This window comes from Methanofollis fontis, assembly GCF_004297185.1.
GTDB classification, from domain to species: domain Archaea; phylum Halobacteriota; class Methanomicrobia; order Methanomicrobiales; family Methanofollaceae; genus Methanofollis; species Methanofollis fontis.
This window is the reverse complement of sequence record NZ_PGCL01000004.1, coordinates 76,295-100,979: the sequence shown is the minus strand read 5'-3', so window position 1 is coordinate 100,979 and position 24,685 is coordinate 76,295. Positions and strand designations below refer to the sequence as shown.

Genomic DNA, 24,685 nt, shown 5'->3' with positions numbered 1-24,685 from the left:
CACTACGTGACGATTACCTAGGCAAAGACCCTTACCCCATTCTGACCTCTGATAGGGTCTTGGTAGCCGAAATATTCTAACAAGGGGTGAAAGACTCAAAACCGTAACCTCAAATAGAAACGAACCCAATAAAATCCCACTCGTGCATGCCAGAAGATAATCTCAAAACCAGCGTACTCACATCCCTCTTCTGGAAACTTCTGGAGCGAGGAGGAGTAACCGGAGTACAATTCATTGTACAGATTATCCTCGCACGCCTGCTCCTCCCCGAAGACTTTGGCGTAATCGCACTGATTATAGTATTCATCTCAATCTCTCAGACATTTGTGCAAAGCGGGCTTGGAACAGCCCTCATCCAGAAAAAAGAAGTAACAGATGAAGATTACTCGTCTGTATTCTACCTCACTCTTGGGGTTGCAATCGTATTCTACTGCATCCTCTTCCTGGCATCTCCCTTCATTGCGGCATTCTATAACCAGCCATTAATATCCCCGGTCCTCCGCGTACTGGGTCTCACGCTCTTCTTCGGAGCCATAAACTCCATCCAGAACGCAGTCATCGCAAGAAACTTTCAGTTCAGAAAACTCTTCATCAGCAGCCTTGGTGCAGTCCTCCTCTCGGGAGGCGTAGGAGTTGCCATGGCCCACGCAGGATACGGCGTCTGGGCACTTGTCGGCCAACAACTGACATCGATCATAGCACTCTGCACCATTATGTGGTTCACTGTACAATGGAGACCAAAACTCCTCTTCTCACTTACACGGGTAAAAGAATTATTCTCATTTGGCTGGAAACTCCTGGTATCAGGCCTTATAGACGTAACATACAATAACATCAGTTCTCTGGTTATCGGGAGACTCTATCCTGCAAGCATGCTCGGGTACTACACAAAAGGGCAGGAGTTCCCGAAAGTACTTGTATCAAACATCAACAGTTCGATTCAGGCAGTGATGTTTCCTGCATACTCCAGAAACCAGGACAACAGACCCCTGGTAAAACAAATTGTGCGCAGATCATTGGTCACCAGTTCATTCCTAGTCTTCCCTGCAATGGCTGGTCTTGCAGCCATTGCAGAGCCCCTGATCGAACTGCTGTTAACAGAAAAATGGCTCATGTGTGTTCCATTTCTCCAGATATTCTGTGCAGTGTATGCACTCTGGCCGATCCATACAGCAAATCTTCAGGCAATCAATGCCCTTGGGCGCAGTGACGTCTTCCTGAAGCTTGAAATCGTGAAGAAAGTTATCGGGTTGTCCGTGCTTGCGGTTACTATCCCGATCGGTATCTATGCCATGGCTCTGGGAATGGTTGTGACGGGAGTAATCGGAACACTCATCAATGCATATCCCAACAAAAAACTGCTAGACTATAGTTTCACCGAGCTGTGGAAAGATCTCATGCCAGCCCTTACGCTCTCTCTGGTAATGTGTGGGATTGTATACAGTATTCAGTTTCTGGGATTGTCGATTTGGGCCACGCTTATTTTACAGATCATGGTTGGAGTTGGCGTATATGTGGGACTTGCGTGGTTGTTGAAGTTGGAGTCATTAACATACATGATGAATACGGTGAAAGAATACGTGCCAGGAAGAAAAGGGTCGTGCTAGAAATAGTTCTATTTAAGCACGAAGGCGACCACAACGGGTAAAGATAAATGACAGGATCTGAGTGAGTTGGAGATCACCCCGATACCTTTTCGATTTGGGTAGCTACTTTTCCGTGGAAGATATCACTTTATTTATTAATTTTTCTATCTTATTTAGTACCACTTTTTGGCCATACAGTGACAATAAAATCTGCCGATTATGTTCAATATCGACTTCAGATAAATGTGAATCTAGTAAATCAGGGGAATCAAATAATTCATCGATTGAAAAAATAACTGCACCTTTTTCTTTTAAAAAAGAATATAGGGGGTTTATTTTATTTAAAAAAACATTTGCTCCCAATGCCAGCATCACTACGATATTGCCAACAGCTTGTTGTCGGTGATGATTCATTATCACATTGGAACAGGTACCAATCAGCTCGGTATACTCTTCATATGGCATGAAAGTATCCAAATCCAAAAAACTTTCCCCAAAATAAGATTTCCCTCTATTTTTTATAACACTAGCATAGTCAGAATTACCATAACTCAATGGGCAAATAATTTTTCTGTTGCCTATGTTTCGGGTTCTTAGGAGGTCAAAAACCTCTATATGATTATTTGTGGGTTTAGCACTGTTCCCTATGAGTATATTGTTGCCATTTGGATTACAATGACTCTTTCTTTCATTATTAAAGAAAGCTGCCGGAGAACCATAGTTCCAGGCAACGTATTCTGGAAAAGAAGAGCCAAATATTGAAGCAACTATATTATATTCATTTTCTAAAACAGGGGCGAAAAAGTTGATCTTCTCTACTATCGCTTTTTTATCAAAGTAGTTATAAAATATCTTTCGACCTATTGGCCTAAGAATACGCTGCTTAGATATAGTAAGTAATGAATTTTGATTAGAGTCTAACTCTCCAATTATTGCCTTAGTTTGCTCCTGGTACAGCCAATTGCGGTCTTCATAAATAAGATTATAGTAATCATAGCCATATCCGATCCATACAAATGTTAGATTCGGATTGGCATTTGCTAACAGTCTTTGATTAAATGTGTTGAGCGAGTGGAGCATAATGAAATCATATTTCTCCAACGACTTCATAAAGAAGGGATTTTTAAATGAGAAAGGATTAATAAATTTCACAGGTGTATTCTTAATATATTTCAGTTTTTTATCCCATGAAGGAACGAAGAACGTATTGCATGAGGGCGCAACAGATTCAAAATTCTTATATGCAATATCGATAAACTTTTCATCAGAGACAAGATGAAGAATACTAATGTTTTTAATCATAATTCACAACTCATTTAGGATTCACTGCAATACGCGTCTATAAAGGTCCTCTTTACTCTGTACCTCATTTAATGCTATTGCTCCCTGTGCTCCACCACCTTAAGGTACTATATTCCAATTATTTAAGGGTGTTAGTTGAGATTAATTCTTAGTGTATCTTGCCCTTTATTTTTATAACCCAACCTTTCGCAGGAGCACCCCAATTCCCAGAATTATCAAACCGCAATATCCTTGTACTTTCAGGAAAAACCTCTGCTGTGCCCTCCTCTGCTGACTTCATCGAAGGCTCCAACATCTCGATCGGCCATCTCGGGCTCGTTGCCGGTGCCTTCGACACCCTTGGCATCGCCCCGGTTATCGACCGTGCCATCCCCAAAACGCGGCAGTATCATCTCACCCATGGAGATATCGTCAAGGCCGTGGTGCTCAACGGTCTCGGGTTCGTAGAACCGCGCCTCTATCTTTACCCGGCCTTCTTCTCGGATATCGCCATTGAACGTCTTCTTGGCGAAGGCGTGACCACCGACCATCTTAACGATGACGTCCTGGGCAGGACGCTCGACGCGATCGCCTTATTTGGCCCGACCGAACTCTTCAACGAAATCGTTGTGGAGTGCCTGCTTGCCAGCGATTACGGTACGCACTGCCTCCATGTGGATACCACAGCTTTCAGCGTCAGCGGCGACTATGACGTTGATTTCGATTCCCGTGATATCACCCTCACCCACGGCCGTCCCAAGGACGGCCGGTGGGACCTCAAGCAGTTCGTTCTCGGGACTGCAACCGATCAGCATGGCATTCCCCTCTTCTTGCAGGCTTTCTCCGGGAACGAGTCGGATAAGAAAACTCTGATGCGATCATCACCCAGCTCACCGAAAACCTGCAGTATCCGGGCAAGGTCTACCATATCGCTGATGCCGCGTTCTATACCGCCGAGAATGTCACCGCCCTTGGCACCCATACCTTCTTGGATCAGTCGGGTGCCGGCGACCCTGAACGAGGTGAAAGATCTTGTCGTCGCAGACCTTGATCTGCAGCCATGCGCGGACGAGCGCTACCAATATGCGGAGCATGCATCCGAATATGCCGGCATCCCTCAGAAGTGGGTGGTGTATCACTCGGTACCAATGCAGGAACGGCAGGAGAAAACGTTTGAAAAACGGCTGGAGACAGACAAGAAACAGGCCGAAACATCGCTGCGGAAACTTGGTGCACGGGAGTTCGCCTGCGAGCCGGACGCCCGCATAGCCGCCGAGAAGTGGCTGCAGGAGCACCCGCAGTTCTGCTTCACTTCCCTGGACATCAGAGTAATCACCCGGAAGAAAGAGAAGAAACGGGGTAGACCGAAGGCAGATGAGCCGGTGGAGTTGGCCTATACGGTCGTTGCAGAGATTGAGCACGACCCCTGTGCTGTTGAAGAGAAGCGGCAGAAACTCGGGCAGTTTATCCTGGCAACGAATGATCGGGATCTCTCCCCCGACGAACTCCTGAAGAACTACAAGCAGCAGGGCGCGGTGGAGCGGGGGTTCCGATTTCTCAAGGATCCCTCGTTCAGGGTGGCGGAGATCTTTCTGAAGAAGCCGTCCCGGATCCATGCACTGGTGATTACCATGGTGATCTGCCTATTTATCTATGCAATGACAGAGTTTCGGCTGCGCAGGGGACTGCAGAACGCCAGCGAAACGGTGACCGGACAGACGAAGAAGCAGAACCAGAACCCAACCCTGAAATGGACCTTCTTCCTCTTTCGGGGAGTTATGGAACTGAGTTTCAGGGCAATAGATGGTGTAAAAGTGCTTGTTACCCCATCATCCGCAGTAAGATAATCCTCTTTCCGAATTCTCAAAACCGCAAGATCTTTGTACTTTCAGGAAATACCTTGCAGTATGCCCCTTGTCGACGGTTTCGATGACACCTCAATCCTCTCCATCGGCCACCTTGGCGTTGTCGCCGGAGCCTATGACTCTCTCCAGATCGCCGCTGTGATCGATACCGCCATCCCAAAGACCCGTCATCACAACCTCAGTCACTCCCAGGCAGTCAAGGCAATGGTGCTCAACGGTCTCGGGTTCATTGAACGCCGTCTCTACCTGTTCCCAGAATTCTTCGATGATATCGCCGTTGAACGCCTCCTCGGCGATGGTATCACCCGCGAACACCTCAACGACGATGTGCTTGGCCGAACCCTCGATGCGATCACCGCCTACGGTCCCACCGAACTCTTCAACGAGATCGTTGCACAATGCCTCCTTCCGACCGAATTCGGCTCACATTGCATCCATATCGATACCACCAACTTCAGTGTCACCGGGGCGTACGAACCCGACTTCAATGTCGGAGAGATCGAGATCACCTACGGCCATCCAAAGGATGGCCAGTGGGATCTCAAGCGGTTCGTCCTCGGCATGGCCTCAAACCAGTACGGTGTACCCCTCTTTCTCCAGACTTTCTCCGGGAATGAATCAGACAAAGAAACGATCATGACGATCATCGAGAATCTCAAGGAGAATCTGAGATCCGATGAAAAGGTCTATCATGTGGCCGATTCTGCGTTTTACGCGGCAAAAAATCTGCAGAACATGGGGCAGCATCTGTTCTGGATCAGCCGGGTACCGGTGACGATCACCGAAACACGCACCCTGATCCATTCTGAGTGTTCATTCTCTCCCTGCACCGACGAACGATACGGATACTCCGAGCATTTTAGCGAATACGCCGGGATCCAGCAGAAATGGGTTCTTTATCACTCCGCAGAGATGCATACACGCCAGGAGAAGACCTTTGAGAAGAATCTGGAGAAGGATCTGGCGAAGGCGAAGACCGCCCTTCGAAAACTCGGTGCACGCGAGTTCGTCTGTGGACCGGATGCCCGGATCGCAGCTGAAAAGTGGCTGGAGGATCACCCAGGATTCCGGTTCAACTCCCTCGATATCACCGCAGTCTCCCGAAAAATGGAGAAGAAGCGTGGGAGGCCAAAAACGATGAACCGGTTGTTCTCTCCTACCGGATCGACGCGGAGATCGAACTCGATCCAGAAGCCGTTGAAACGGAACGGCAGAAACTCGGAAGATTTGTGCTGGCAACGAATGATACAGGGATTTCTGCCGATGAACTGCTCGCAAACTACAAAGGGCAGGGAGCGGTTGAAAGAGGATTCCGGTTCCTGAAGGACAAATCGTTCCGGGTTGCAGAGGTCTTCTTGAAGAAGACTTCCCGCATTCAGGCACTGGCGATGATCATGGTGCTCTGTCTGTTTATCTACTCGATGACCGAGTTTCGGTTGAGGAGGGAACTGGAACGAACCGGAGAGTCGGTGACCAGCCAGACGAAGAAGCAGACCCAGAAGTCCACCCTGAAATGGATGTTCTTCCGGTTTCGGAGGGTGCGGGAGTTTGTGGTGGTTGAGGATGGGAGGAGAATGAAACGAGTGAAGAACCTGAATGAAGAATTGATGAAGATTTTAGGGCTGCTTGGGGCAGAGTACGAAAAATACTACTCATGAAGGAGGATCTGCGGAATATCGGGTGGAAGATACTCCGGTTGCTTGGGAAGGAGTACGAAAATTACTATTTGTGATCAAAGATCTGCGGAATGTGAGCTCAAAGACTAGAATGTCGCAATAAACTTTGGCTTAACGCCAGCCCAGATCAGTTACGTGATTTTAGAGTCACACATCTCTTTAGATAAGTAATTAAACTAAATGGTGTAATAATATAACTAAGAAATACCAAATTGAGATACTCTTTTTTGATATTCCAAATATAATCAAAAGACTTTAAGAAATACTGCATCCCCAACTTTGCATTGTCTTTTTTAAAGCAAAATCCAGACAATTCTAAGTATTGTAAAAGTGATATGGGCACGCCATTCATTTCAAAATAGTCTATCTCACGTTCAAATTTTTTAAAAAATTTTTGTTTAACCTCTATAAGTACTTCAGGAGATAAGTCCCTTTCACCCTTATCTAGAATAACAAGTGGTTGATCTAGGTATGCTAGTTTCTGGTCCCTCAGGAAAGTAATTAAGAACTCCCGATCTTGGTGTCTTTTAAAGGTTTCATCGAATCCACCCATTGCCAATATTGCATCCCTATGAATAAGAAGGGTTGAACCAGTATGTCTTACGTTATTTAGAAATACACTCTTTATTAATTCAAAACCGCCTTCTCGGGGCAATTTTCTACGCGAAAATTCAAAAAGTACGCTCGTAAGAGCTTTTTTATTGTTTACTGCTTCGCAATAAATTGCGGCATAATCGCTGCCTTTTCGGCCCAGGTGTATGAGTTGGCATTCTAACTTTGATGGGAGCCACTTATCATCTGAATCTAGAAAGCAAACATATTGACCATAGGAATGTTTAATTCCTGTATTTCTCGCAGAAGATCCTCCTTTGTTGTATTCATGCTTTATATATTTGACCCTTTCGTCCTTATTTATATACATACTTACGATATCTTCAGTATTATCAGTAGATCCATCATCTACAATGATTAATTCAATATTTCGATATGTTTGATTTAATACACTATCAATTGCGTTTGTTATTCTATTTCCTCTGTTATACGTTGGAATTATAACACTCACACAACTATTCATTGCCAGTGAAGAGTTTTTCCCCTCAAACTCTTTTTTTGGAACATTATCTAAGTTCTCTAAGTAGTTGGGCATATTTTCATTAAGCATGTGCTAATCTACTCCAGATAACTCAGGGACACGATTATAATTTGCACGCTATAGTTATTATAATGGTCGGTAACGTAACGAATGCTATGGTGTGAATAACATTCCCGGTGTTTTCGCCGTTGTTACAAAGCATCTGCTCGTCCTAATCCGGTTCCGGCGTGCCGTTCCTTTCTCCTACCCTGGTTCTCTCAGGTTCCTCACCACGTATCCATCATCGATGAGAGTCTCAATCATTTGTTGCACATCGTACTGTTGAACCGGCATCGGTTTAGGTAACCAGCTATTTCCCTATGGTTTCTCCTCGCTCTCAAAGAACTCCTGCTGCGTGAGCAGATAATGAATAATGGTCAGGAGTTTTCTGGCAAGAGCGACGATTGCAATCTTGTACCCTTTCTTCCGTCGAATTCTCTGGAAGAATTCCTTCAGGAATCTGGGGCCTCCTCGGGCGATCACATGGGTCGCTTCGATGAGAACCGTTCTGGGGTGTTTTGAGCCGCGCTTGGTGATATGACCATGAGATGGTTTGATAACGTCTCAGATCTTCTGTAATTTGCCTGAGCCCTGTCTCCTTGCCTGATCATTCCTTCTCCATCGTCAAATACCTTCTGCCGGTGACCCACTCCTCGTTGATGTCCATCAGGATGGATCCAACCAGCCGGGGAAGGGATTCCTCATCCAAGAATGCCCCTAAGACCTTGATCCTCCGTTTGAGCTCCTTGTTGACCCGTTCCATCATGTTGGTGGTTCGGATCCGCTTCCCGTGCTGTTTCGGGAATGCCGTGTAACTCATAAGCCCGGGGAGGAATCGCTCGATGTTGTTGGCGACTTTCCGGTATCCCCGGGCATTCAGGTCATCGGCGAGATCCTGAAGTCTTTGTTCACTCCCATACGCCTCCTTCAGACCCTCTGCAACCTCATTCTGGCGTTTCGGGGGAATATTTCTCAGTACCGCCCGGGTACAGTGGACCGAGCACATCTGCCAAGATGCGCTGAGGAAGGCGGTCTCAGCCGCCTTCTGGATGCCGGTATGGCCATCCGAGACGACCAATTGAACCCCAGCAAGTCCCCGTTCTTTGAGGTCCTCGAAGATTCCCGACCAGAACGCTTCATTCTCACAATCCGCGATTCTTGCGCCCAGGATCTCCCGGTAGCCATCTTCTCGCACTCCAGCAACTACCAGGACAGCCTTAGTGACGTACCGTGCTCCGTCCCGTACTTTGTAGTAGGAGGCATCCACGAAAAGGTACGGGGTTGCCTGCTCAATTGGCCGCAGGAGAAATGCCTGAACCTGATCGTCGAGGTCCTTGGCCATCTGGGAAACCGAAGCCGGGGAGAGGTGTTCGATGCAAAGATGGGCAACGATCTCTTGGATCTTTCTCGTCGAGGCCCCCTGGAGATACGACTCAAAGATTGCATTCACCAGAGCCTGCTCTACCCGGGCATACCTCCCAAAGACCTGCGTCTCGAACGAGAGCTCCCGGAAATGCGGTTTCCGGAGGATCATCTTGCCATACCGGGTCTTGAGGGATCGGTCCTTGTAACCGTTTCGATGCGCCTTCCGCGCATCGGTTCGCTCGTATGAATCAGCTCCGGCCTGCTGGAGAGCCTCCTAGAGCATCGCCTGGTTGAGGAACAAGGTGATGAGAGTATTCATGCCGTTCTCCTGATCGGAAAGATAATCTTCGATAAACGCGAAGGGATCCATGGCCCTGTTTCTCCTTTGTGCAAATCTAGGTTGGATTCAGGGCCAATTCAGTTTTACAGAAGATTCGTTACACTATCAAAATGGAGAAGAAGCGCGGGAGGCCAAAGAACGATGAACCGGTTGTTCTTTCCTACCGGATCGACGCGGAGATCGACCTCGATCCAGAAGCCGTTGAAACGGAACGGCAGAAACTCGGAAGATTTGTGCTGGCAACGAATGATACAGGGATTTCTGCCGATGAACTGCTCGCAAACTACAAAGGGCAGGGAGCGGTTGAAAGAGGATTTCGGTTCCTGAAGGACAAATCGTTCCGGGTTGCAGAGGTCTTCTTGAAGAAGACCTCCCGCATCCAGGCACTGGCGATGATCATGGTGCTCTGTCTGTTCATTTATTCGATGACCGAGTTTCGGTTGAGGAGAGAGTTGGAACAGTCTGTCGAGACCGTGACCAGCCAGACGAAAAAGCAGACCCGGAAGCCCACCCTGAAATGGATGTTCTTCCGGTTCCGGAGGGTGCGGAAGTTTGTGGTGGTTGAGGATGGGAGGAGAACAAAACGAGTGACGAACCTGAATGAAGAATTGATGAAGATTTTAGGGCTGCTTGGGGCAGATTACGAAAAATACTACTCATGAAGGAGGACCTGCGGAATGTCGGCTGAACGAGGAGTTGAGGAAGATTCTGGGGTTGCTTGGAGTAGAATACGAAAATTACTACTCATAAAATATTGGTGCGGAATGTCGGATCAAGGTTGGATTCAGAGCCAATTCAGTTTCATAGAAGATTCGTTACGCTACTTTTTCATGGATTTAGGAAAAGGATTGCACCCCCAGGTCACTGGACATCATAAAGGATATCCGCCCTCTGATTAGAAAATAGTTTATGCTGCTCATGAAGAAAATTAGTTATAATATAATTATCATAGAATCCATCAGATATTTCAAAGTTACCGAAATAAATGTAGGAATCATTATGGTCCCTAGTATTTAATGAATTTAGAGGAAATCTACCTGCACTCCATAATTCCTTGAGCCCGGACTTTGGACGTAGTATATTTGTATTTTTATCATGCTTTTCTTTTAACCATATTGCGGCGAATTTCTCACCTTCGTATATGTTCACCTGCATATAATCGATTGAATCTTGACTCAGATGACTTTGTTGAATTCCTGCAATTTGATAGGGTAAACCAAGAGTGAAAAGAGAGTAGCTAATAATAAGAATTATAACGCAGTAGCCAGCGATTCTATTAATGTCAAAATATGTCTTACTTAATGAACCTCGCATTTTTACGATGCATCTTACGATGTACATTATACCGACAATTAAAAACGGCGACAAGACTATTGCCGTCAGGGAAAAAAGTCTAGGTGAGTCATATGAATTAGAAATTGATTTCAATGATATAAACAAACCCAATAAAATAGCAGAGATTACACCAAATATGATATATTCTATCCCAATTTCAGGTAATCTGGTGTCTGGCGCCTCCCTTCCAACGCTCCAGAGATGAAGTTGTTTTTGTATATAGGATGTTAAACTATATAGCGTACCCAATCCAATAAATAGAAAACTGCTCCACACAGTGATCCAGTGAGCGGCAGTTAAATATCCATTTTTAAATTCTGGATTAAATGTCATTTTTGCTTCAGTCGTCTGTAAATTCGGTCCATTATCGGTCAGAAATTCAAGTAGCGAGTCTATAATTATTTCTATTCCAGATGTTAGAGCATGTCCTTTGAATAAGAAAAAAGTCCACGATATGATCAAGACAAAATAGAATAAGATTATACTATAATCTATGTAATTTGATCTAGATTTTAACCCATGAATACTATTTATTATAAGAACCCCTACAATTAGGATAAAGAAAAATATGTATGCAGTGGCATAATGAGACACTATAATTGCAGCGATAAACAGCAATATCAGGGTTTTTTTTAATTTCTTTTCAATATCATTATCGATTAGGAGATATAGAGTTAATGCACAAAAAAAGACTGCAATGTTCGTTCTCGGAGATCCTGCTGCATGTAGATACCCTGATTGAAAGATAAAATAAAGGGTTGCACAAAAAGCTAAAAAAGGATCGAAATATCTTTTTATAGTATAATATATTGCAACGGGTGAAAATGAACATACAAAAACATAGATAAATTTAAATAATAATTCCACATGATCTATTTGACATATTGAGTAAATAACTGTGGGGAGGAGAGTAATACTCAAAGCAGTGCCAAGATTGCCCCCTAAATATGTCCAGCAAAGATTATCATAAGTAGTTAAAAAGAACAATCCATACTCTCGTTGGATATCAACACCCCAAATAAACTGATATCGAAGCATGAAAAGCGATAATAAAGAGAATGATAGCACTAAAAGCGAGAATGGGAAAATATTGCTATTCACACGATCTCTATGAACTGTAAGAAACAATAAATAAACTGGCACCAAGAGGAGTGACCCCAGAAGGGGGACGTTATTCTCTTGCACGTTAAGAATACACACAGATATAAAAATTGCAGTTGGTATAACAAATAAAAATATAAGGATGCTCTTTTCAATTGGGGAGAACTGCAGGAAACTACAGGTATTAACTTTGTAGTATTGATTTTTGCTGCCAAGCAAAATTAAAATAATGTATAAAATATCGAAAGTGATCAATATGGAGTTTGTAGACAATGGCAGCATATAGCCCATTGACATAAGAATAATATTGATGGCTAGCCCATAAAAAAGTATAAATCCGATACTGATTCCTACAATTAAAAGACATTTTTCGAGAAAGTTGATTCTTTGAATATCTATAATGGGGAGAATTAAGAAACCAGGTAGAATAGTTAGGAAGCAGAAGCCAAAAATGAACCTTATATATGGGATATCTAGTACAACAGATAGATTGGTTAAAACTATAAATGGAAGTATACCTAATAGATACCAATGTTTGTACTCAAGTTTTGGCATAACCAAATCCTAATATGTATAAGTCTCTCTCAGTAAAAATTCATTTCTGCTGCTAGGATCTCAAGACCTGGATTGACTCGACCGCCTGTTATCATAGATCTTTTTGTACTTTTTTCCATCTTTCAACCACACGCTCAAACGTAAAATTCTCCTCCACAAACCGCCTCCCGTTCTCTGCGATCTGCTCCAGGTCTGGCGAGTCCAGCGCCCTCTTCACATTCTCAGCGATGCACTCCGGGGAGTTATTCTCCATTATAAATCCGGTCTTCCCATCTATTATAACATCTGGTATCGCCCCGACCGGCGTCGCAAGCACCAAGGTCCCACAAGCCATCGCCTCGAGCATGATGTTCGGGAGCCCTTCGGAGTAGGAAGGGAGGACGATGAGGCGCATCTGGTTCAGGTAACCAGAAAGGTTGTCACGGGAGATCCAGCCAGGGAGGTCTACACGGGCGGCGATCCCATCTTCCTGCAGAGAGGTCTCAATCGCCTCCATCAACTGCCCGTCCCCACCGAGGACCACACGAAGATCCTGCTGTTCACTGAGGATAGCAGGGAGAGCCTGAGTGAAATTCAGGACACCTTTTTCCCTGCTCAATCGACCTATGTAACCGATGATTGGGGATCGGCCAGAAAAGAGGGCAATGACAGTGAAGGTATTGAAGTCAAGAAAGTGCCGGTGAGCGATAATGATTTTACTACTATAAGGGGTTAAATCCCAGTCTCGGATTAAATTTTCAGAATATAAAATAATACGATCTGCAAAAATAAATGTAATGGACTCGAATAAAATCAATAAATTATTTAGCCAATTGTTTTGCGCCTTTGCAGATCCTTTAATTGAAGCAGCCAATGGAAATACTAATTTATTCCCTAATATCTTAGCAACTATCACCGGGAGTATAAATACATGGGAATCTAGAAAGAACACCCAAGTATTAATATTTTTACGTTGTTGCAATATGCTAAAGGATATTCTAGTCTGTAGCGAAAAATTTTCAAATATTTTTCCAAATACATCTGTCCTATATTCATAGTGAAATGAATTAATTATAATTTTTTCATTTTTTTTAGGGTTTAAATTTGCTCCTTCATTAGATGTGACGATAAATACCTGGCCAGAAACAGATGCTAATATATCCACTAAATTGGAGACAGGTACGGTCCCTCCACTGCCAAGCGGTTTAGTAATTATTCCAACATTTTTTGAATCTGTCATCTTATGCCTCTTTTTGGTATCTGAATCTTAAATAAACAGATCGTGATCCCGGGTTAGAACTCTATTATATAGATTTAAAAGACGATTTCCCATAATATCCCAGGAATAATGTTCATCATATGCTTTTCGACCATTGAGCCCAGATTGGATACATAATTGGGGATTATTTTTCAGCATATTGACTGTTTCAATAATTTCATTTATACAATTGGCATTTACAACAAATCCACAATTTGATTTTCGTACGATTTTCGCCGTAGAGCTTCCATCATTTACAATGATGGCAGTCCCACACATCATCGATTCTAGTACCTTGCTACCACAGATGTATTTATTGACAGGAAGAACAGGATCTCGGAGCATAAATAACAGATCAGCACCTATACTCCGCTGAAGGACCTCTGCATGGGTTATTTCACCGATATATTCAAGTTTCTCAGGTATTCTTTTTTCAACACTCTGTATATAGGGCACTAAGTCACCATGACCAGCAATGACAACCTTCACATTGCTTAGATTTTCTAGAGCATCAAACATCTTATCCAAATTTAGATACTTGCCCTTTTGCAAAGCACCAGCAAAAAATAATGTAAAAACACTATTTTGAGTATTTTTTGTACCTATCTCCTTGTTAGTCTCAGGAGAATCATAGATCACTTCAACATTATTATTAGGAATACCATTTACTTCTCGGATCTGCTCTTCATCCGCAAGAACTACAGCATCGACAAGCCTCATAAACAATTTATCAACTGCCACACAAAAATTACGAATAATCCGTGGCAAAAAAACAGAGTCCTCATAGTTATCAAGCATATCATATACTACAGGTTTTCGCTTTATCTTGCTTGCAACAATTGCAGGAGGGAGCGATGTGACTTGAATTACATGCGCAATATCCCACTCCATTTTCAGGAGATTGAAAAATATGAAAGCCCACCAAAAAGGCAAAGAAATAAAGCTTTTTGGACCCCAGTGAGCTTTAAAGTTGAAAGACGTTTCACTAAAACGGGTACCTGCCTCACCCCTCTCAGAACGTTGAACTTTTGAGCCTCTATCCCACCATAATAAATGTACGTCATAGTTGTTATCTGTTAGTGATTTTATGATCTTTGTGGCCCTTGTTTCCCGATCTAAGGAACTGCCTCTGATAATTATAACTTTTTTATTCTCCATCGTAAACACCAAGCGTCACCAAGGATTTGCTATACACCAGCAAGTAACTCTGATCAATGCTGCAGATATTGGCGGTAAAAATGGAGTACATTTTGGAGGAGAAATCTAAAAATTTCATTTTTTCCCTAATTCTGAGTTAACTCTGATCCCGGCCCATTTGTTACTCAAATTGGCCGTCCCAAGGATGAGCTTCAGCACCCTCCAAGAGGTATCTGGGATCCGGTACTCAGTAGGAGCCTCCATCTCCAGGCGCTCCGGCCCCTCGGCCATCACCAGCCCGACTGCGTCCAGCACCGTATCTACATCGAGGCCGGTGAGAACGATGCTCCCGGCATCCAGTGCCTCAGGCCGCTCCATCGCCTCGCGGATCGTCACCGCGGGGAAGGAGAGCACCGCGGACTCCTCGCTGATCGTACCGCTGTCCGAGATGGTGCAGAGGGCATGCATCTCCAGGTGGACGTAGTCGAAGAATCCGAAGGGCTTCAGGAACCGGATCCTCGAATCCATCTTCACATTCAGGAGGCCCTCCAGCCGTTTTCTTGTCCTCGGATGGGTGGAAACGATGACCGGCACATCATACCGTTCTGCAAGACGGTTCAGCACAGCCAGAACTTTCTTCAGGTTCCCAGGGTTGTCGACATTCTCCTCCCTGTGGACACTCACGACAAAATAGCCCTTCTTCTGGAGGTCAAGCTCGCTCAGGATAGCAGAGGCGTCGATCCTGTCCCGATAGTAGGTCAGGACCTCGTACATCGGCGAACCGGTGAGATAGATCCGCCGGTGGGGCAGCCCCTCTGAGAGGAGGTGGCGGCGGGCATGCTCGGTGTAGACCAGGTTGAAGTCCGCAATATGATCGATGATCCTGCGGTTGATCTCCTCGGGCACGTTGAAGTCGAAGCACCTGTTGCCGGCCTCCATGTGGAAGATCGGGATCTTCAGCCGCTTCGCCATGATCCCGGCAATACTGCTGTTCGTGTCCCCGAGGATGAGGACGGCATCAGGCTTCTCCTTTCTCAGGACATCCTCGATCTTGATGAGGGTGTCCCCGAGCACCGTCCCCAGAGATCGGGTATCGACCTGGAGGAAATAGTCTGGTTTTCTGATCTCCAGGTCATTAAAGAAGACCTCGTTGAGTTCATAGTCATAGTTCTGGCCGGTGTGAACGATGATATGCTGGACATGCCGGTCGAGCAGGGCCATGACCCGGGAGAGCCTGATGATCTCCGGCCTTGTGCCAAGGATGGTCATGACTTTCAGCGAACTTTTCTCCATCTGATCAAACCCCCTCGTAGAAGGTATCGGGATCCGCGGGATCAAAGAGTTCATTCGTCCAGAAGAGCGTCAGAACATCTGTGGTCCCGATATTGGTGATGTTGTGGGTGTAATAGATCGGGATATCGACAAAAGACGGCTTTGAACCATGAACATGGTACTCTATGGTCTGGTCGGCCCCGATCCTCCGGAGGCGGATCAAAGCCTCGCCCTGGATCACGCAGAACCGTTCGATCTTGCGCATGTGGAAGTGGTTCCCCCTCGTGATCCCGGGCTTCGTCACCGAAAAGAACACCTGCCCACCGGAGCGTTCCTTGAGAACCTCAGTAAGATATCCGCGGTCGTCTGTGTGAACCTCGGGATAGACCGGGAAATGATCGGACTCGATGAAGGATCTGAAGGTGTTGAAGAGGGCGGTGTCAAAAGGACCGTTCAGGTCTGGGATGATGTGTTGGTCAAGGTACCTTCCCTTGAACTCCTGCAGACGGGCGAGGATGTCGCTCACCTTCCTCTCTGCTGTGGCGTCCAGACAGACCGCCGGCAGATCATAAGCGCCCCTGATGACCTCGAAGATCTCCCTGGCAAGATCTTGGACATAGATGAGAGGAAGCGAGGCGTCCACCTTGATCTCAGGCTCCTGATGATGGGTCAACTGGTGGCAGAAGGTTGCCACGACCGAGTTGTAGAACGGCCGGCCAAAGGGCCCAAAGACATTCGGAATCACAAGAGAGGTATAGCGGGCATTGTTCCGTTCTGCCCATGCCGCAAGCAGGCGGGCACCCTCACGTTTGGACCGACCATAGGCATTGTCCCTCTCCTCCTGCGTGGAAGAAGAGAAGATGACATGAGGAGCATGTCCGGCATCTTCAAGTGCCCTGATCAACTGCTCCACCAACCTGATATTTGTCGCGTAGACTTCATCTTCAGAGCCACGGTTCATGGCAGCAAGGTGGACGACCGCGTCGCACTGCTGCACGAACCGCATCAGATTATCCTGATCCTGGAAATATGAGGGATCAAAGGGAACAATCTCGACCTCGTCCATATGCAGGCGCAAATACTGGGTAAGGTGGTAGCCGATAAAGCCGGACTGGCCAGTGATACCAACTTTCAGCAGACTCATGTGCTAACGTCCTGAGATTTTTTCAGAGACGCAAGAGACTCCCCGCCATGAGGTTTCAGGGCAAGTTCTTCCTGGATCTCTTTCAGGGTGAGGATCAGTTGTTTTGTCTCCTCAAGGGACAGACGCTGAGTGTTGGCAGAGGTGTAGCCTTCTTTTGGGATAGGGACGCCATTGCCCTCGGAAAAATACTTCTCATAATCAATTTTTTCGAGGTTCCGGATGGCATAATAATTCTTATACTCCTCTGCCTTCATGAGTTCCTCCTGCGTAACAAGGGTCTCATGCATCTTCTCGCCTTCACGGATACCGATCACATCGATACCTACATCAGACCCAAAGATCTCGAGCATCGCCCGGGCCGTATCTTCCACCGTTGCCGCGGGAGATTTTCTGACGAATATATCTCCGTTCTCCCCATGACTTAATGCGAAAAGGACCAGGTCTACCGCAATAGGCAGGGGGAGTAAAAAGCGGGTCATGCTGGGTTCTGTGATCGTCAGGGGGCGGTGATTGCGGATCTGCTCGGCAAAAAGGGGCAGGACAGAACCCCGGGAGTACATGACATTCCCATACCGCACACCGCAGAATATGGTGTCGGAACGGGTGCTCCGAGCCTTCGCAAGCATCAGTTTCTCCATGAGGGCCTTGGTCATCCCCATGGCGTTGATGGGGTATACCGCTTTGTCGGTGCTCAAGACCACGACTTTTTTAACATTATTCTCTTCGGCAGCGTCAAGGACGTTGGAGGCCCCAAGGACATTCGTCTTCACCGCTTCAAAGGGGAAGAACTCACAGCTGGGGACCTGTTTCAATGCGGCGGCATGGAAGACATAGTCTACGCCCTTCATTGCTTTCCGGACGGAGTCTTTGTCCCGCACGTCTCCGATGATAAAACTGAGCTTGGGGTTCTGGAAGTGGTTCCGCATGTCGTACTGCTTCTTCTCGTCCCGGCTGAAGACGATGACCTCTTTAGGATTAGATTCGGCGAGTATCCTCTCGACAACCTGATGACCAAATGAGCCGGTACCGCCAGTGACCAGAATGGTTTCATTATCCAGAAAATGACTTATTTCCATAATTGTGCCTCACGAAGTGCATAATAATTTAACAATACACGTTCCGCTATTCTCATCGCCAAACGGATTCTTCCACCCGGCTTCCAAGGACAACATCCTCTGCGATGCGTTTATAATCCGGTCAGGATCCGTTCCTGCAAGGACATTGCATCCGATCGCCAGGGTCTCAGGCCGCTCAGTGTCATCCCTGAGAGTAACACAGGGTACGCCAAGTATACACGCCTCCTCCTGAATGCAGCCGGAGTCGGTCAGCACAAGCCGTGCGTTTGCCTCCAGGTACAGAAAGTCAAAATAGCCGAGGGGACTGGTGCTCTGGATTCCATCAAGAGACAGACCGAACTCCCTGATCTTTTTTTCGGTCCGTGGATGGAGTGGAAAGACGACAGGAAGAGAGAGTCCGGCAGAAAGCGCTCGGAGGGCGGTCAGGATACTTTCGAGCCGCTCCTTAGAATCAACATTTTCTGCCCGGTGAGCAGTGACCAGGAGATAGCCCTTCGGAGTCAGATGCATCTCTTCAAGAATAACGGATGTTTCTTGTGCAACGGCCAGGTTCTCTCGAACGGCACTGACGATGGGATCGCCGGTGAGGATGATCTTTCTCTCGTCGATCCCTTCTTTCAGGAGGTTCCCCCTCGTGACCTCTGTGGGCGTACAGAGACGGTCTGCGATCTGATCGATGATAACGCGGTTGATCTCCTCGGGCATCATCCGGTTGTAACTTCTCCGTCCGGCCTCCACATGGCAGACAGGGATGTGCAGCTTTGCAGCTGCAAGGGCTCCCGCAAGGGCAGAGTTGGGATCGCCGAGGGCCACCACATAATCGGGGGATTCCTTCAGGAGTACGGCTTCTATTCCTGCAAGCATCTTCCCGGTCTGCTCACCATGTGGGCCTGAACCGACGTCCAGACGGTACCTGGCAGCAGGGAGACGGAGTTCTTCAAAAAAAATCCGGTCCATCTCGTACGAGTAGTGCTGGCCGGTGTGGAGGATGAAATAGTCAACCCCCCGGGCCTCGCATGCCCTGATGATCGGAGACATCTTGATAATCTCGGGGCGGGTGCCAAGGACGATCGCGATCATGGCTTAACACCTTGCCTGTGCCACATCACATATGTCCTCAAACCATCCCCGATCGTAGTTTCAGGTTTATATCCAATCAACTCGCTCGCGAGCCCCACATTCGCAAGGGTGTGCTCCGCATCCCCCTTCTGCTTGTCAGAGTACACCACCTCAGACACGCTCCCGGTAATCTCCCGAATATGAGCGATCAGATCGTTCACCGTGATCCGGTGACCGCCGCCGACGTTCATCGCATATCCATCAGCGGCACTCGTCTTCAGTAGGTCCAAGTTCGCCTTCACGATGTTGTCGATATAGGTGAAGTCGCGGGTCTGCTCGCCGTCGCCAAAGATGGTGATCGGCTCGTTCGCAAGCATCTTTCTGGTGAAGATAGAGATCCCAAGATCAGGACGCATCCTCGGCCCATAGACGGTGAAGTACCGGAGGGAGACCGTCGGGAGGCCATAGACCTCGTAGAAGACCCGGCAGTAATGCTCTGCGGCAAGTTTCGAAACCCCATATGGTGAAACGGGCTGGGTCGGGTGTTTCTCGTCAAAGGGGAGGTACTGCACCTTCCCGTAGACCGAAGAGGAAGAGGCATTGATCACCCGCTTCACGCCAGCATCCCGGGCGACCGAGAGCACATTGAGGGTGCCGGTCACATTGGCATTGTTCGGCTTGAAGGGATCCTCGACAGAGATCCGAACTCCAGCCTGGGCTGCCTCGTGATAGACAAAATCGACGGTGTCGTCGATGACACTCCTGACAAGTTCGAGATCGGTGATATCACCCCTGATAAAGGTGGCATTGCCCTTCGCCATGACACAGTCAAGGTTCCGCTGCTTCAGTGCGAGAGGGTAGTAATCGTCCAGATTGTCAACGATGACGACCTCATGGTCCTGAACCAGCGCCTCTGCAATATGTGAACCGATAAAGCCGGCCCCTCCGGTAATCACAATCTTGGACATGCTCAGATCTCCATATGTTCAGAGTGTGCCAGAACAGCCCCTTCATCACCCTGTACCTGCATGGCAGTACGCAGTCCGGCCGACCTCAGGTGCTGGAGGACAGCGTCCCTCGTCTCAGGGTTCTCAAGGGCGAAGTCGATGATCGCTTCAAGATACCCACATTTGTCGCCGGTGTCGTACCGCTTCCCTTCGAATGCATGGGCATAGACGTCCTGCCGTTGCAAAAGAATCCTGATCGCATCGGTGAGCTGGATCTCATTCCCGACGCCAGGTACCGTTTCATCCAGACAGTCAAAGATCTGGGGGGTGAACACATACCGCCCGATGGCGCCGATGCGTGAAGGAGCGTCGGCGAGCTGCGGCTTCTCGACAATATCGTCGATGTGCAGGAGGGAAGGGCCAACCCTTGTTCCCCTGATGATCCCGTAACTGCTGACCTTATCATCGGGGACCTCCTCAACCGCGATCACCGACTGTCCCTCCTGCTGGAAGATATCGATCAGCTGTCTGGTGCAGGGCGTATGGTTCTGGATGATGTCGTCACCGAGCAGGACGGCAAAGGGTTCGTCGCTGATGTGCTTCTCGGCCCGCATGATCGCATCCCCCAACCCGAGGGGCTCTTTCTGCCTGATGTAGTGGATGTCGATGAGAGAGGAGATGTCCCTGATACGCTTGAGCAGGTCCATCTTATTATGTTCCCGCAGGTGCATCTCCAGCTCTGGGGAATCGTCAAAATAATCCTCAATCGCACGCTTTCCCCTGCCGGTAATGATGATAAGGTCGTCAATGCCTGAGTTCACCGCCTCTTCGACAACATACTGGATCACCGGGCGGTCGATGAGGGGGAGCATCTCCTTGGGCATCGACTTGGTGGCAGGGAGGAACCTGGTGCCGAGGCCTGCCGCGGGTATGACTGCCTTCGTGACCTCTCTCACCAGCACACCCCCTCATAGGACTCTGCCGTGAGGGAAGCCTTCGACAACCGGCGACCATCGATGACGATCATCCCACTGAAGTCAAGGTGCTCAAACTCCTCCCATTCGGTAGTGATCAGGACAGCATCGGCGCTGAGAACCTCTTGGGCTGAGGATGCGTACTCGATCTCCGGGAAGAAGGAGGCAAATGTCCCCATCGCAAGGGGATCGTAGGCGATGACGTCTGCGCCGGCACTTAATAATTCCCGGATGACCGGGATCGCCCGGCTCTCCCTGATATCATCGGTGTTGGGCTTGAAGGCCAGCCCGAGAACACCGATCTTTCTTCCTTTCAGGTTGAGGAGGTGTTTTTGCAACAACCGGATCAGTTTAATGGGCTGGTCTTCATTCACATGCAGTGCCGCGTCGAGAATCATGAGGTGCTCCCCATAGTCCCTGGCACCGGCGATCAGGGCCCGGACATCCTTGGGGAAGCACGAACCGCCAAAGCCGATCCCTGTTCTGAAAAATGCAGGGCCGATCCGGCTGTCAAGCCCGACACCCTCAAAGATCTTTTCCGAGTCGATCCCCAGTTTTTTCGCCAGGTTGCCGATCTCGTTGGCAAAGCTGATCTTGGTGGCAAGGAAGGCGTTGCTGGTGTACTTGATCATCTCCGCTGTCCTTATCGTCGTCTCGATCTTTGGACAGGTAAAGGACGTATAGAGAGACCTCAGTGCCTCCATCGTCCTCTCATCCTCCGCACCGAGAACGATCCGATCGGGTACGCGGAAATCTTGAATTGCATTCCCTTCCCGCAGGAACTCAGGGTTTGAGCCCAGCCCAAAATCGACATATGCCTCTTTTCCTGATTCCTTCTCAAGGACAGAGCAGATCGGCCCCTCCGTGCTGCCGGGAAAGACGGTACTCTTGATGATGATGGGATGGAACTGAGGGATATCTTTCAGCGTTTTTCCGATCGCAGAGCATGCAGATAGGACATAGGTGAGGTCGATAGAACCGTCCTCCCGTGAGGGGGTGCCGACACAGACAAACGTGAGATCGGTGTCATGAACGGCCTGGATGAGATCAGAGGTGGCGGTAAGGCGCTGTTGGTTTTTCTGGATCAGTTCTTCAAGGGAGGGCTCAAAGATGGGAGCCTTTCCGGCACTGAGGGTCGCCAGTTTCTTCTGATCCACATCATAGAATACGATGTCATGGCCGAGATCTGCAAAGCAGACGCCGGTAACCGTGCCGACATACCCACAGCCGATGATTGATATCTTCATTGGGTCTCACCTTTCAGATTCAGAATGTGTTTCCTCACAGAGATCGCCCTATCCTTTCAGAATCAGGGGATCCCGATATCTTTTCCAGAGCTCCTGTCCTATCACAGTCCCCGGACACCGGACGGCCCAGAGATCGTGAAGAAATAAGTGAATCATAGAGATCAAGAGTCCTCGAAACCGTATCCTCCCAGGAAAAGTGTGAGACGACATTCACCCTCCCGGCCTTTCCAATAGAACTGGCCAGATGCGGATCCTCGGCTAATCTTGAGAGTGCATCTGCCAGAGCCTCTGAATCCCTGAGAGGAACCAGCATGCCACACCCGGAAACAATATCGACAAGTTGTGGGAGTTCAGTGCATACCACCGGTTTCCCACAGGCCATCCCCTCCAGAATCGTCCTTGGTACACCCTCTTCGAGGCTTGGAAGCACGAAGAAGGAGGAATCCTGGTAAAGCCCGGGGAGTTCATGATTCGGGATGAAATCCTGGAGAGTTACCTTATCTCCAAGTTCCATCTCCTTGATCATGTCGATGAATTCGTCCTTCAACGGGCCGCGTCCGATCATCATAAGAGAATAGTCGGGATATTCTCTGGAAAAGATCTGAAAACCTTTCAGGAGATATTCTACACCCTTCCCGGGCGTGAATCTCCCAATCCAGAGGATCTGTTTCTTTGGAGAACAGGATATTGAAGGTATAAAAACGTCGGTTTCGATGCCATTGTGGATGACATGGATCTTTGAGGAAGGCACGCCAAGGTCAATCAGCTGGGAGCGTTCTGTTTCAGTGTAACAGATAATAGCATCCGCCGATTGAAAGATCCATTTTCCTACCGTGGGGATATAGATCCGTTGCAGCCACGCAGGTGCGGTCTGTGATACAAGCCCATGGTTCGTAACCACCAGTGGCGTGGAACGGAACCTATGTACGAGTGTACAGAGTAGTGTGGAGAAAAAGAGGTGCGAGTGAGCATGAACGACATCATAGGAGTTAAAATTTTTTAAGAGGCGTTGAAAGAGGGAAAACGAAATCGAATTGCCAAATATTTTTATCGGGGCATTTAACCTGAAAATCTGATACCCATCTCCTTCTTCGGATGAAAGTTGCTGTGAGTCAGTCCTATAGGTGATGACAGTGACCTCGTGCCCTGCTCGTGCCTGCAGCCGTGACATCTCATGGGCATGGAGACCGACACCGCCGACCACAGAAGGGTAGAGATCGGATACGACGCGCAAGATCTTCATATTTTTTGTCCTGCCTTCTGCGCCTTCACAATCAGCACCAGCTCATTCAAGATCAACGCCACCGCACAGAGCAGCATCCCGGAAAACATCAGGAACGCCGTCAAAATCGAGAGCTCGTACGGGAACTTATTGGTTACATAGTACGCATGAAACGCATGCCAGCCGAGAAACGCCCCCAGTACCATCGCCAGAAACCCGGGCACCCCAAACGTGAGCATCGGTCGCCGATACCCGATCAGCGAGATGATATTCCCGAGCACACCGAGCCCGTGGCTCACCGGGTTTTTCTTGTGCTTGTGCGGGACGTCGTACCGCACCGAGATCGGCACCTCCTCGATCACGAGACCGCGGGAGGCGAAGTGGGCGATCATGTCCGATTCGACCGAGTAGCCCTCGGAGGCGAAGTCCAGGTTCGCCATCGCCCGGCGGGAGAGGGCCCGAAAGCCAGACTGGGAGTCGGTGGTCCTGCAGGTGCTGCTCGCATTCGTGCAGAGGGTGAGCACCTCCTGGCCGAAGCGGCGGTAGACTGGAATGTCGGCCTTCTCCCCGATGAAGCGGGAGCCGATGACGAGGTCGGCCTCGCCCGCGAGGACCGGTGTGGCGACGGTCATGATCTCCTCGGGGTTGTGCTGGCCGTCGGCGTCGATCATCACGACGGCCTCGGCGGAGTACTCCCGCGCACGCTCGAAGCCGGCCATCAGGGCGGCGGCCTTGCCGCCGTTCTGGGGCATCACGACGACGTCGGCCCCGGCCAGGCGGGCGATCTCGGCGGTGTTGTCCTTCGAACCGTCGTCGACGACGATCACCGTGTCGGCATTGCGGCGTGCACGCAGCACAACGCTGCCGATGACGAGTTCCTCGTTGTAGGCCGGGATCACGACCACGATGTGCCGTTCAGTGTGCCCCCCCTGGGCCGGGAGGGCGGATGCCTGCGGCAGACCGGCATAGGATCCGGCGACGAGTCCTGCACTCTCTGCTGATAACGGCAGTTTCCCTGTTTCCACGTTCCACCAACACCCTAAACCCTCCCCCCATACCCTCGCCCACCATCAAAAATTCCTGGAATTTCCGCACAATGGAAAACGCCGGAAGAGGGGGATGGGAGGGGCCGGG

The 24,685-nt window shown here is 48.4% G+C and carries 16 protein-coding genes and 3 pseudogenes; 4 read left to right on the top strand and 15 right to left on the bottom strand.

From position 1 onward, the window contains the following. Positions 1-146 precede the first annotated feature (146 nt). Positions 147-1,607, top strand: a complete 1,461-nt coding sequence (locus CUJ86_RS10185; RefSeq protein WP_130647471.1) for a lipopolysaccharide biosynthesis protein — start codon at positions 147-149, stop codon at positions 1,605-1,607. A gap of 102 nt (positions 1,608-1,709) precedes the next feature. On the opposite strand, the gene CUJ86_RS10180 is transcribed toward CUJ86_RS10185, so the two are convergent. Further along, the gene (locus tag CUJ86_RS10180) at positions 1,710-2,888 is read right to left on the bottom strand and encodes a TDP-N-acetylfucosamine:lipid II N-acetylfucosaminyltransferase (protein ID WP_130647470.1); all 1,179 of its coding nucleotides are present in this window, start codon (positions 2,886-2,888) and stop codon (positions 1,710-1,712) included. Between the two features lie 257 nt (positions 2,889-3,145). Here CUJ86_RS10180 and CUJ86_RS10175 point away from each other — a divergent pair, with 257 nt between their 5' ends. Both CUJ86_RS10175 and CUJ86_RS10170 read left to right on the top strand, forming a co-directional pair. Next, a complete protein-coding gene (locus CUJ86_RS10175; RefSeq protein ID WP_165394871.1) occupies positions 3,146-4,714 on the top strand; it encodes an IS1634 family transposase in 1,569 nt (522 codons plus the stop codon). Positions 4,715-4,774: 60 nt separating this feature from the next. Next, a pseudogene (locus CUJ86_RS10170) lies at positions 4,775-6,390 on the top strand (IS1634 family transposase). A gap of 145 nt (positions 6,391-6,535) precedes the next feature. On the opposite strand, the gene CUJ86_RS10165 reads toward CUJ86_RS10170, so the two are convergent. Together CUJ86_RS10165 and CUJ86_RS10160 are read right to left on the bottom strand one after the other, a co-directional pair. Then, on the bottom strand, positions 6,536-7,570 hold the full coding sequence (locus tag CUJ86_RS10165) for a glycosyltransferase family 2 protein (RefSeq protein WP_130647468.1): 1,035 nt from the start codon (positions 7,568-7,570) through the stop codon (positions 6,536-6,538). A gap of 577 nt (positions 7,571-8,147) precedes the next feature. Beyond that, positions 8,148-9,275 (bottom strand): annotated as a pseudogene (locus tag CUJ86_RS10160) (IS256 family transposase). Between the two features lie 89 nt (positions 9,276-9,364). Between CUJ86_RS10160 and CUJ86_RS10155 the strand changes: the two are divergent. Then, positions 9,365-9,907, top strand: a pseudogene (locus tag CUJ86_RS10155) (IS1634 family transposase); the annotation flags it as partial. A gap of 199 nt (positions 9,908-10,106) precedes the next feature. Here CUJ86_RS10155 and CUJ86_RS10150 read toward each other — a convergent pair. The 12 genes from CUJ86_RS10150 to CUJ86_RS10095 all read right to left on the bottom strand — a co-directional run bounded on the left by CUJ86_RS10150 (position 10,107) and on the right by CUJ86_RS10095 (position 24,576). After that, positions 10,107-12,236 (bottom strand): DUF2206 domain-containing protein, encoded by a 2,130-nt coding sequence (locus CUJ86_RS10150; protein ID WP_130647467.1) that lies wholly within the window; start codon positions 12,234-12,236, stop codon positions 10,107-10,109. A gap of 91 nt (positions 12,237-12,327) precedes the next feature. Further along, positions 12,328-13,455: a glycosyltransferase family 4 protein gene (locus CUJ86_RS10145; RefSeq protein WP_130647466.1), complete on the bottom strand. Its 1,128-nt coding sequence runs from the start codon at positions 13,453-13,455 to the stop codon at positions 12,328-12,330. Between the two features lie 27 nt (positions 13,456-13,482). Further along, positions 13,483-14,631, bottom strand: a complete 1,149-nt coding sequence (locus tag CUJ86_RS10140; protein ID WP_130647465.1) for a glycosyltransferase — start codon at positions 14,629-14,631, stop codon at positions 13,483-13,485. A gap of 114 nt (positions 14,632-14,745) precedes the next feature. Then, positions 14,746-15,903 carry a non-hydrolyzing UDP-N-acetylglucosamine 2-epimerase gene (gene wecB / locus CUJ86_RS10135; RefSeq protein ID WP_130647464.1) on the bottom strand — a complete coding sequence of 386 codons (1,158 nt, stop codon included), beginning with the start codon at positions 15,901-15,903 and terminating at the stop codon, positions 14,746-14,748. A gap of 4 nt (positions 15,904-15,907) precedes the next feature. Further along, the gene (locus CUJ86_RS10130; RefSeq protein ID WP_207231410.1) at positions 15,908-17,026 is read right to left on the bottom strand and encodes a polysaccharide biosynthesis C-terminal domain-containing protein; all 1,119 of its coding nucleotides are present in this window, start codon (positions 17,024-17,026) and stop codon (positions 15,908-15,910) included. Further along, a complete protein-coding gene (locus CUJ86_RS10125) occupies positions 17,023-18,102 on the bottom strand; it encodes a polysaccharide biosynthesis protein (protein ID WP_130647463.1) in 1,080 nt (359 codons plus the stop codon). Before CUJ86_RS10125 ends, CUJ86_RS10130 begins: the two co-directional genes overlap by 4 nt. Positions 18,103-18,111: 9 nt before the next feature. Continuing rightward, positions 18,112-19,182: a non-hydrolyzing UDP-N-acetylglucosamine 2-epimerase gene (gene wecB, locus CUJ86_RS10120; protein ID WP_130647462.1), complete on the bottom strand. Its 1,071-nt coding sequence runs from the start codon at positions 19,180-19,182 to the stop codon at positions 18,112-18,114. After that, entirely contained in the window at positions 19,179-20,129 is a 951-nt protein-coding gene (locus tag CUJ86_RS10115) for an SDR family oxidoreductase (RefSeq protein WP_130647461.1), read from the bottom strand. The genes wecB (CUJ86_RS10120) and CUJ86_RS10115 overlap by 4 nt, the downstream gene beginning before the upstream one ends. Positions 20,130-20,131: 2 nt before the next feature. Next, positions 20,132-21,064 (bottom strand): UTP--glucose-1-phosphate uridylyltransferase GalU, encoded by a 933-nt coding sequence (gene galU / locus CUJ86_RS10110; RefSeq protein ID WP_130647460.1) that lies wholly within the window; start codon positions 21,062-21,064, stop codon positions 20,132-20,134. Further along, positions 21,061-22,329, bottom strand: a complete 1,269-nt coding sequence (locus CUJ86_RS10105) for a UDP-glucose dehydrogenase family protein (protein ID WP_130647459.1) — start codon at positions 22,327-22,329, stop codon at positions 21,061-21,063. The genes galU and CUJ86_RS10105 overlap by 4 nt, the downstream gene beginning before the upstream one ends. A gap of 34 nt (positions 22,330-22,363) precedes the next feature. Continuing rightward, on the bottom strand, positions 22,364-23,572 hold the full coding sequence (locus CUJ86_RS10100; RefSeq protein WP_130647458.1) for a glycosyltransferase family 4 protein: 1,209 nt from the start codon (positions 23,570-23,572) through the stop codon (positions 22,364-22,366). Next, entirely contained in the window at positions 23,569-24,576 is a 1,008-nt protein-coding gene (locus CUJ86_RS10095) for a glycosyltransferase family 2 protein (protein ID WP_207231409.1), read from the bottom strand. The genes CUJ86_RS10100 and CUJ86_RS10095 overlap by 4 nt, the downstream gene beginning before the upstream one ends. Positions 24,577-24,685 lie beyond the last annotated feature (109 nt).

Coding starts and splice junctions, on each gene's coding strand:
- CUJ86_RS10185 (WP_130647471.1), top strand. CDS start 147: ATGCCAGAAGATAATCTCAAAACCAGCGTACTCACATCCCTCTTCTGG.
- CUJ86_RS10180 (WP_130647470.1), bottom strand. CDS start 2,888: ATGATTAAAAACATTAGTATTCTTCATCTTGTCTCTGATGAAAAGTTT.
- CUJ86_RS10165 (WP_130647468.1), bottom strand. CDS start 7,570: ATGCTTAATGAAAATATGCCCAACTACTTAGAGAACTTAGATAATGTT.
- CUJ86_RS10150 (WP_130647467.1), bottom strand. CDS start 12,236: ATGCCAAAACTTGAGTACAAACATTGGTATCTATTAGGTATACTTCCA.
- CUJ86_RS10145 (WP_130647466.1), bottom strand. CDS start 13,455: ATGACAGATTCAAAAAATGTTGGAATAATTACTAAACCGCTTGGCAGT.
- CUJ86_RS10140 (WP_130647465.1), bottom strand. CDS start 14,631: ATGGAGAATAAAAAAGTTATAATTATCAGAGGCAGTTCCTTAGATCGG.
- wecB (WP_130647464.1), bottom strand. CDS start 15,903: ATGGAGAAAAGTTCGCTGAAAGTCATGACCATCCTTGGCACAAGGCCG.
- CUJ86_RS10130 (WP_207231410.1), bottom strand. CDS start 17,026: ATGAGTCTGCTGAAAGTTGGTATCACTGGCCAGTCCGGCTTTATCGGC.
- CUJ86_RS10125 (WP_130647463.1), bottom strand. CDS start 18,102: ATGGAAATAAGTCATTTTCTGGATAATGAAACCATTCTGGTCACTGGC.
- wecB (WP_130647462.1), bottom strand. CDS start 19,182: ATGATCGCGATCGTCCTTGGCACCCGCCCCGAGATTATCAAGATGTCT.
- CUJ86_RS10115 (WP_130647461.1), bottom strand. CDS start 20,129: ATGTCCAAGATTGTGATTACCGGAGGGGCCGGCTTTATCGGTTCACAT.
- CUJ86_RS10105 (WP_130647459.1), bottom strand. CDS start 22,329: ATGAAGATATCAATCATCGGCTGTGGGTATGTCGGCACGGTTACCGGC.
- CUJ86_RS10100 (WP_130647458.1), bottom strand. CDS start 23,572: ATGAAGATCTTGCGCGTCGTATCCGATCTCTACCCTTCTGTGGTCGGC.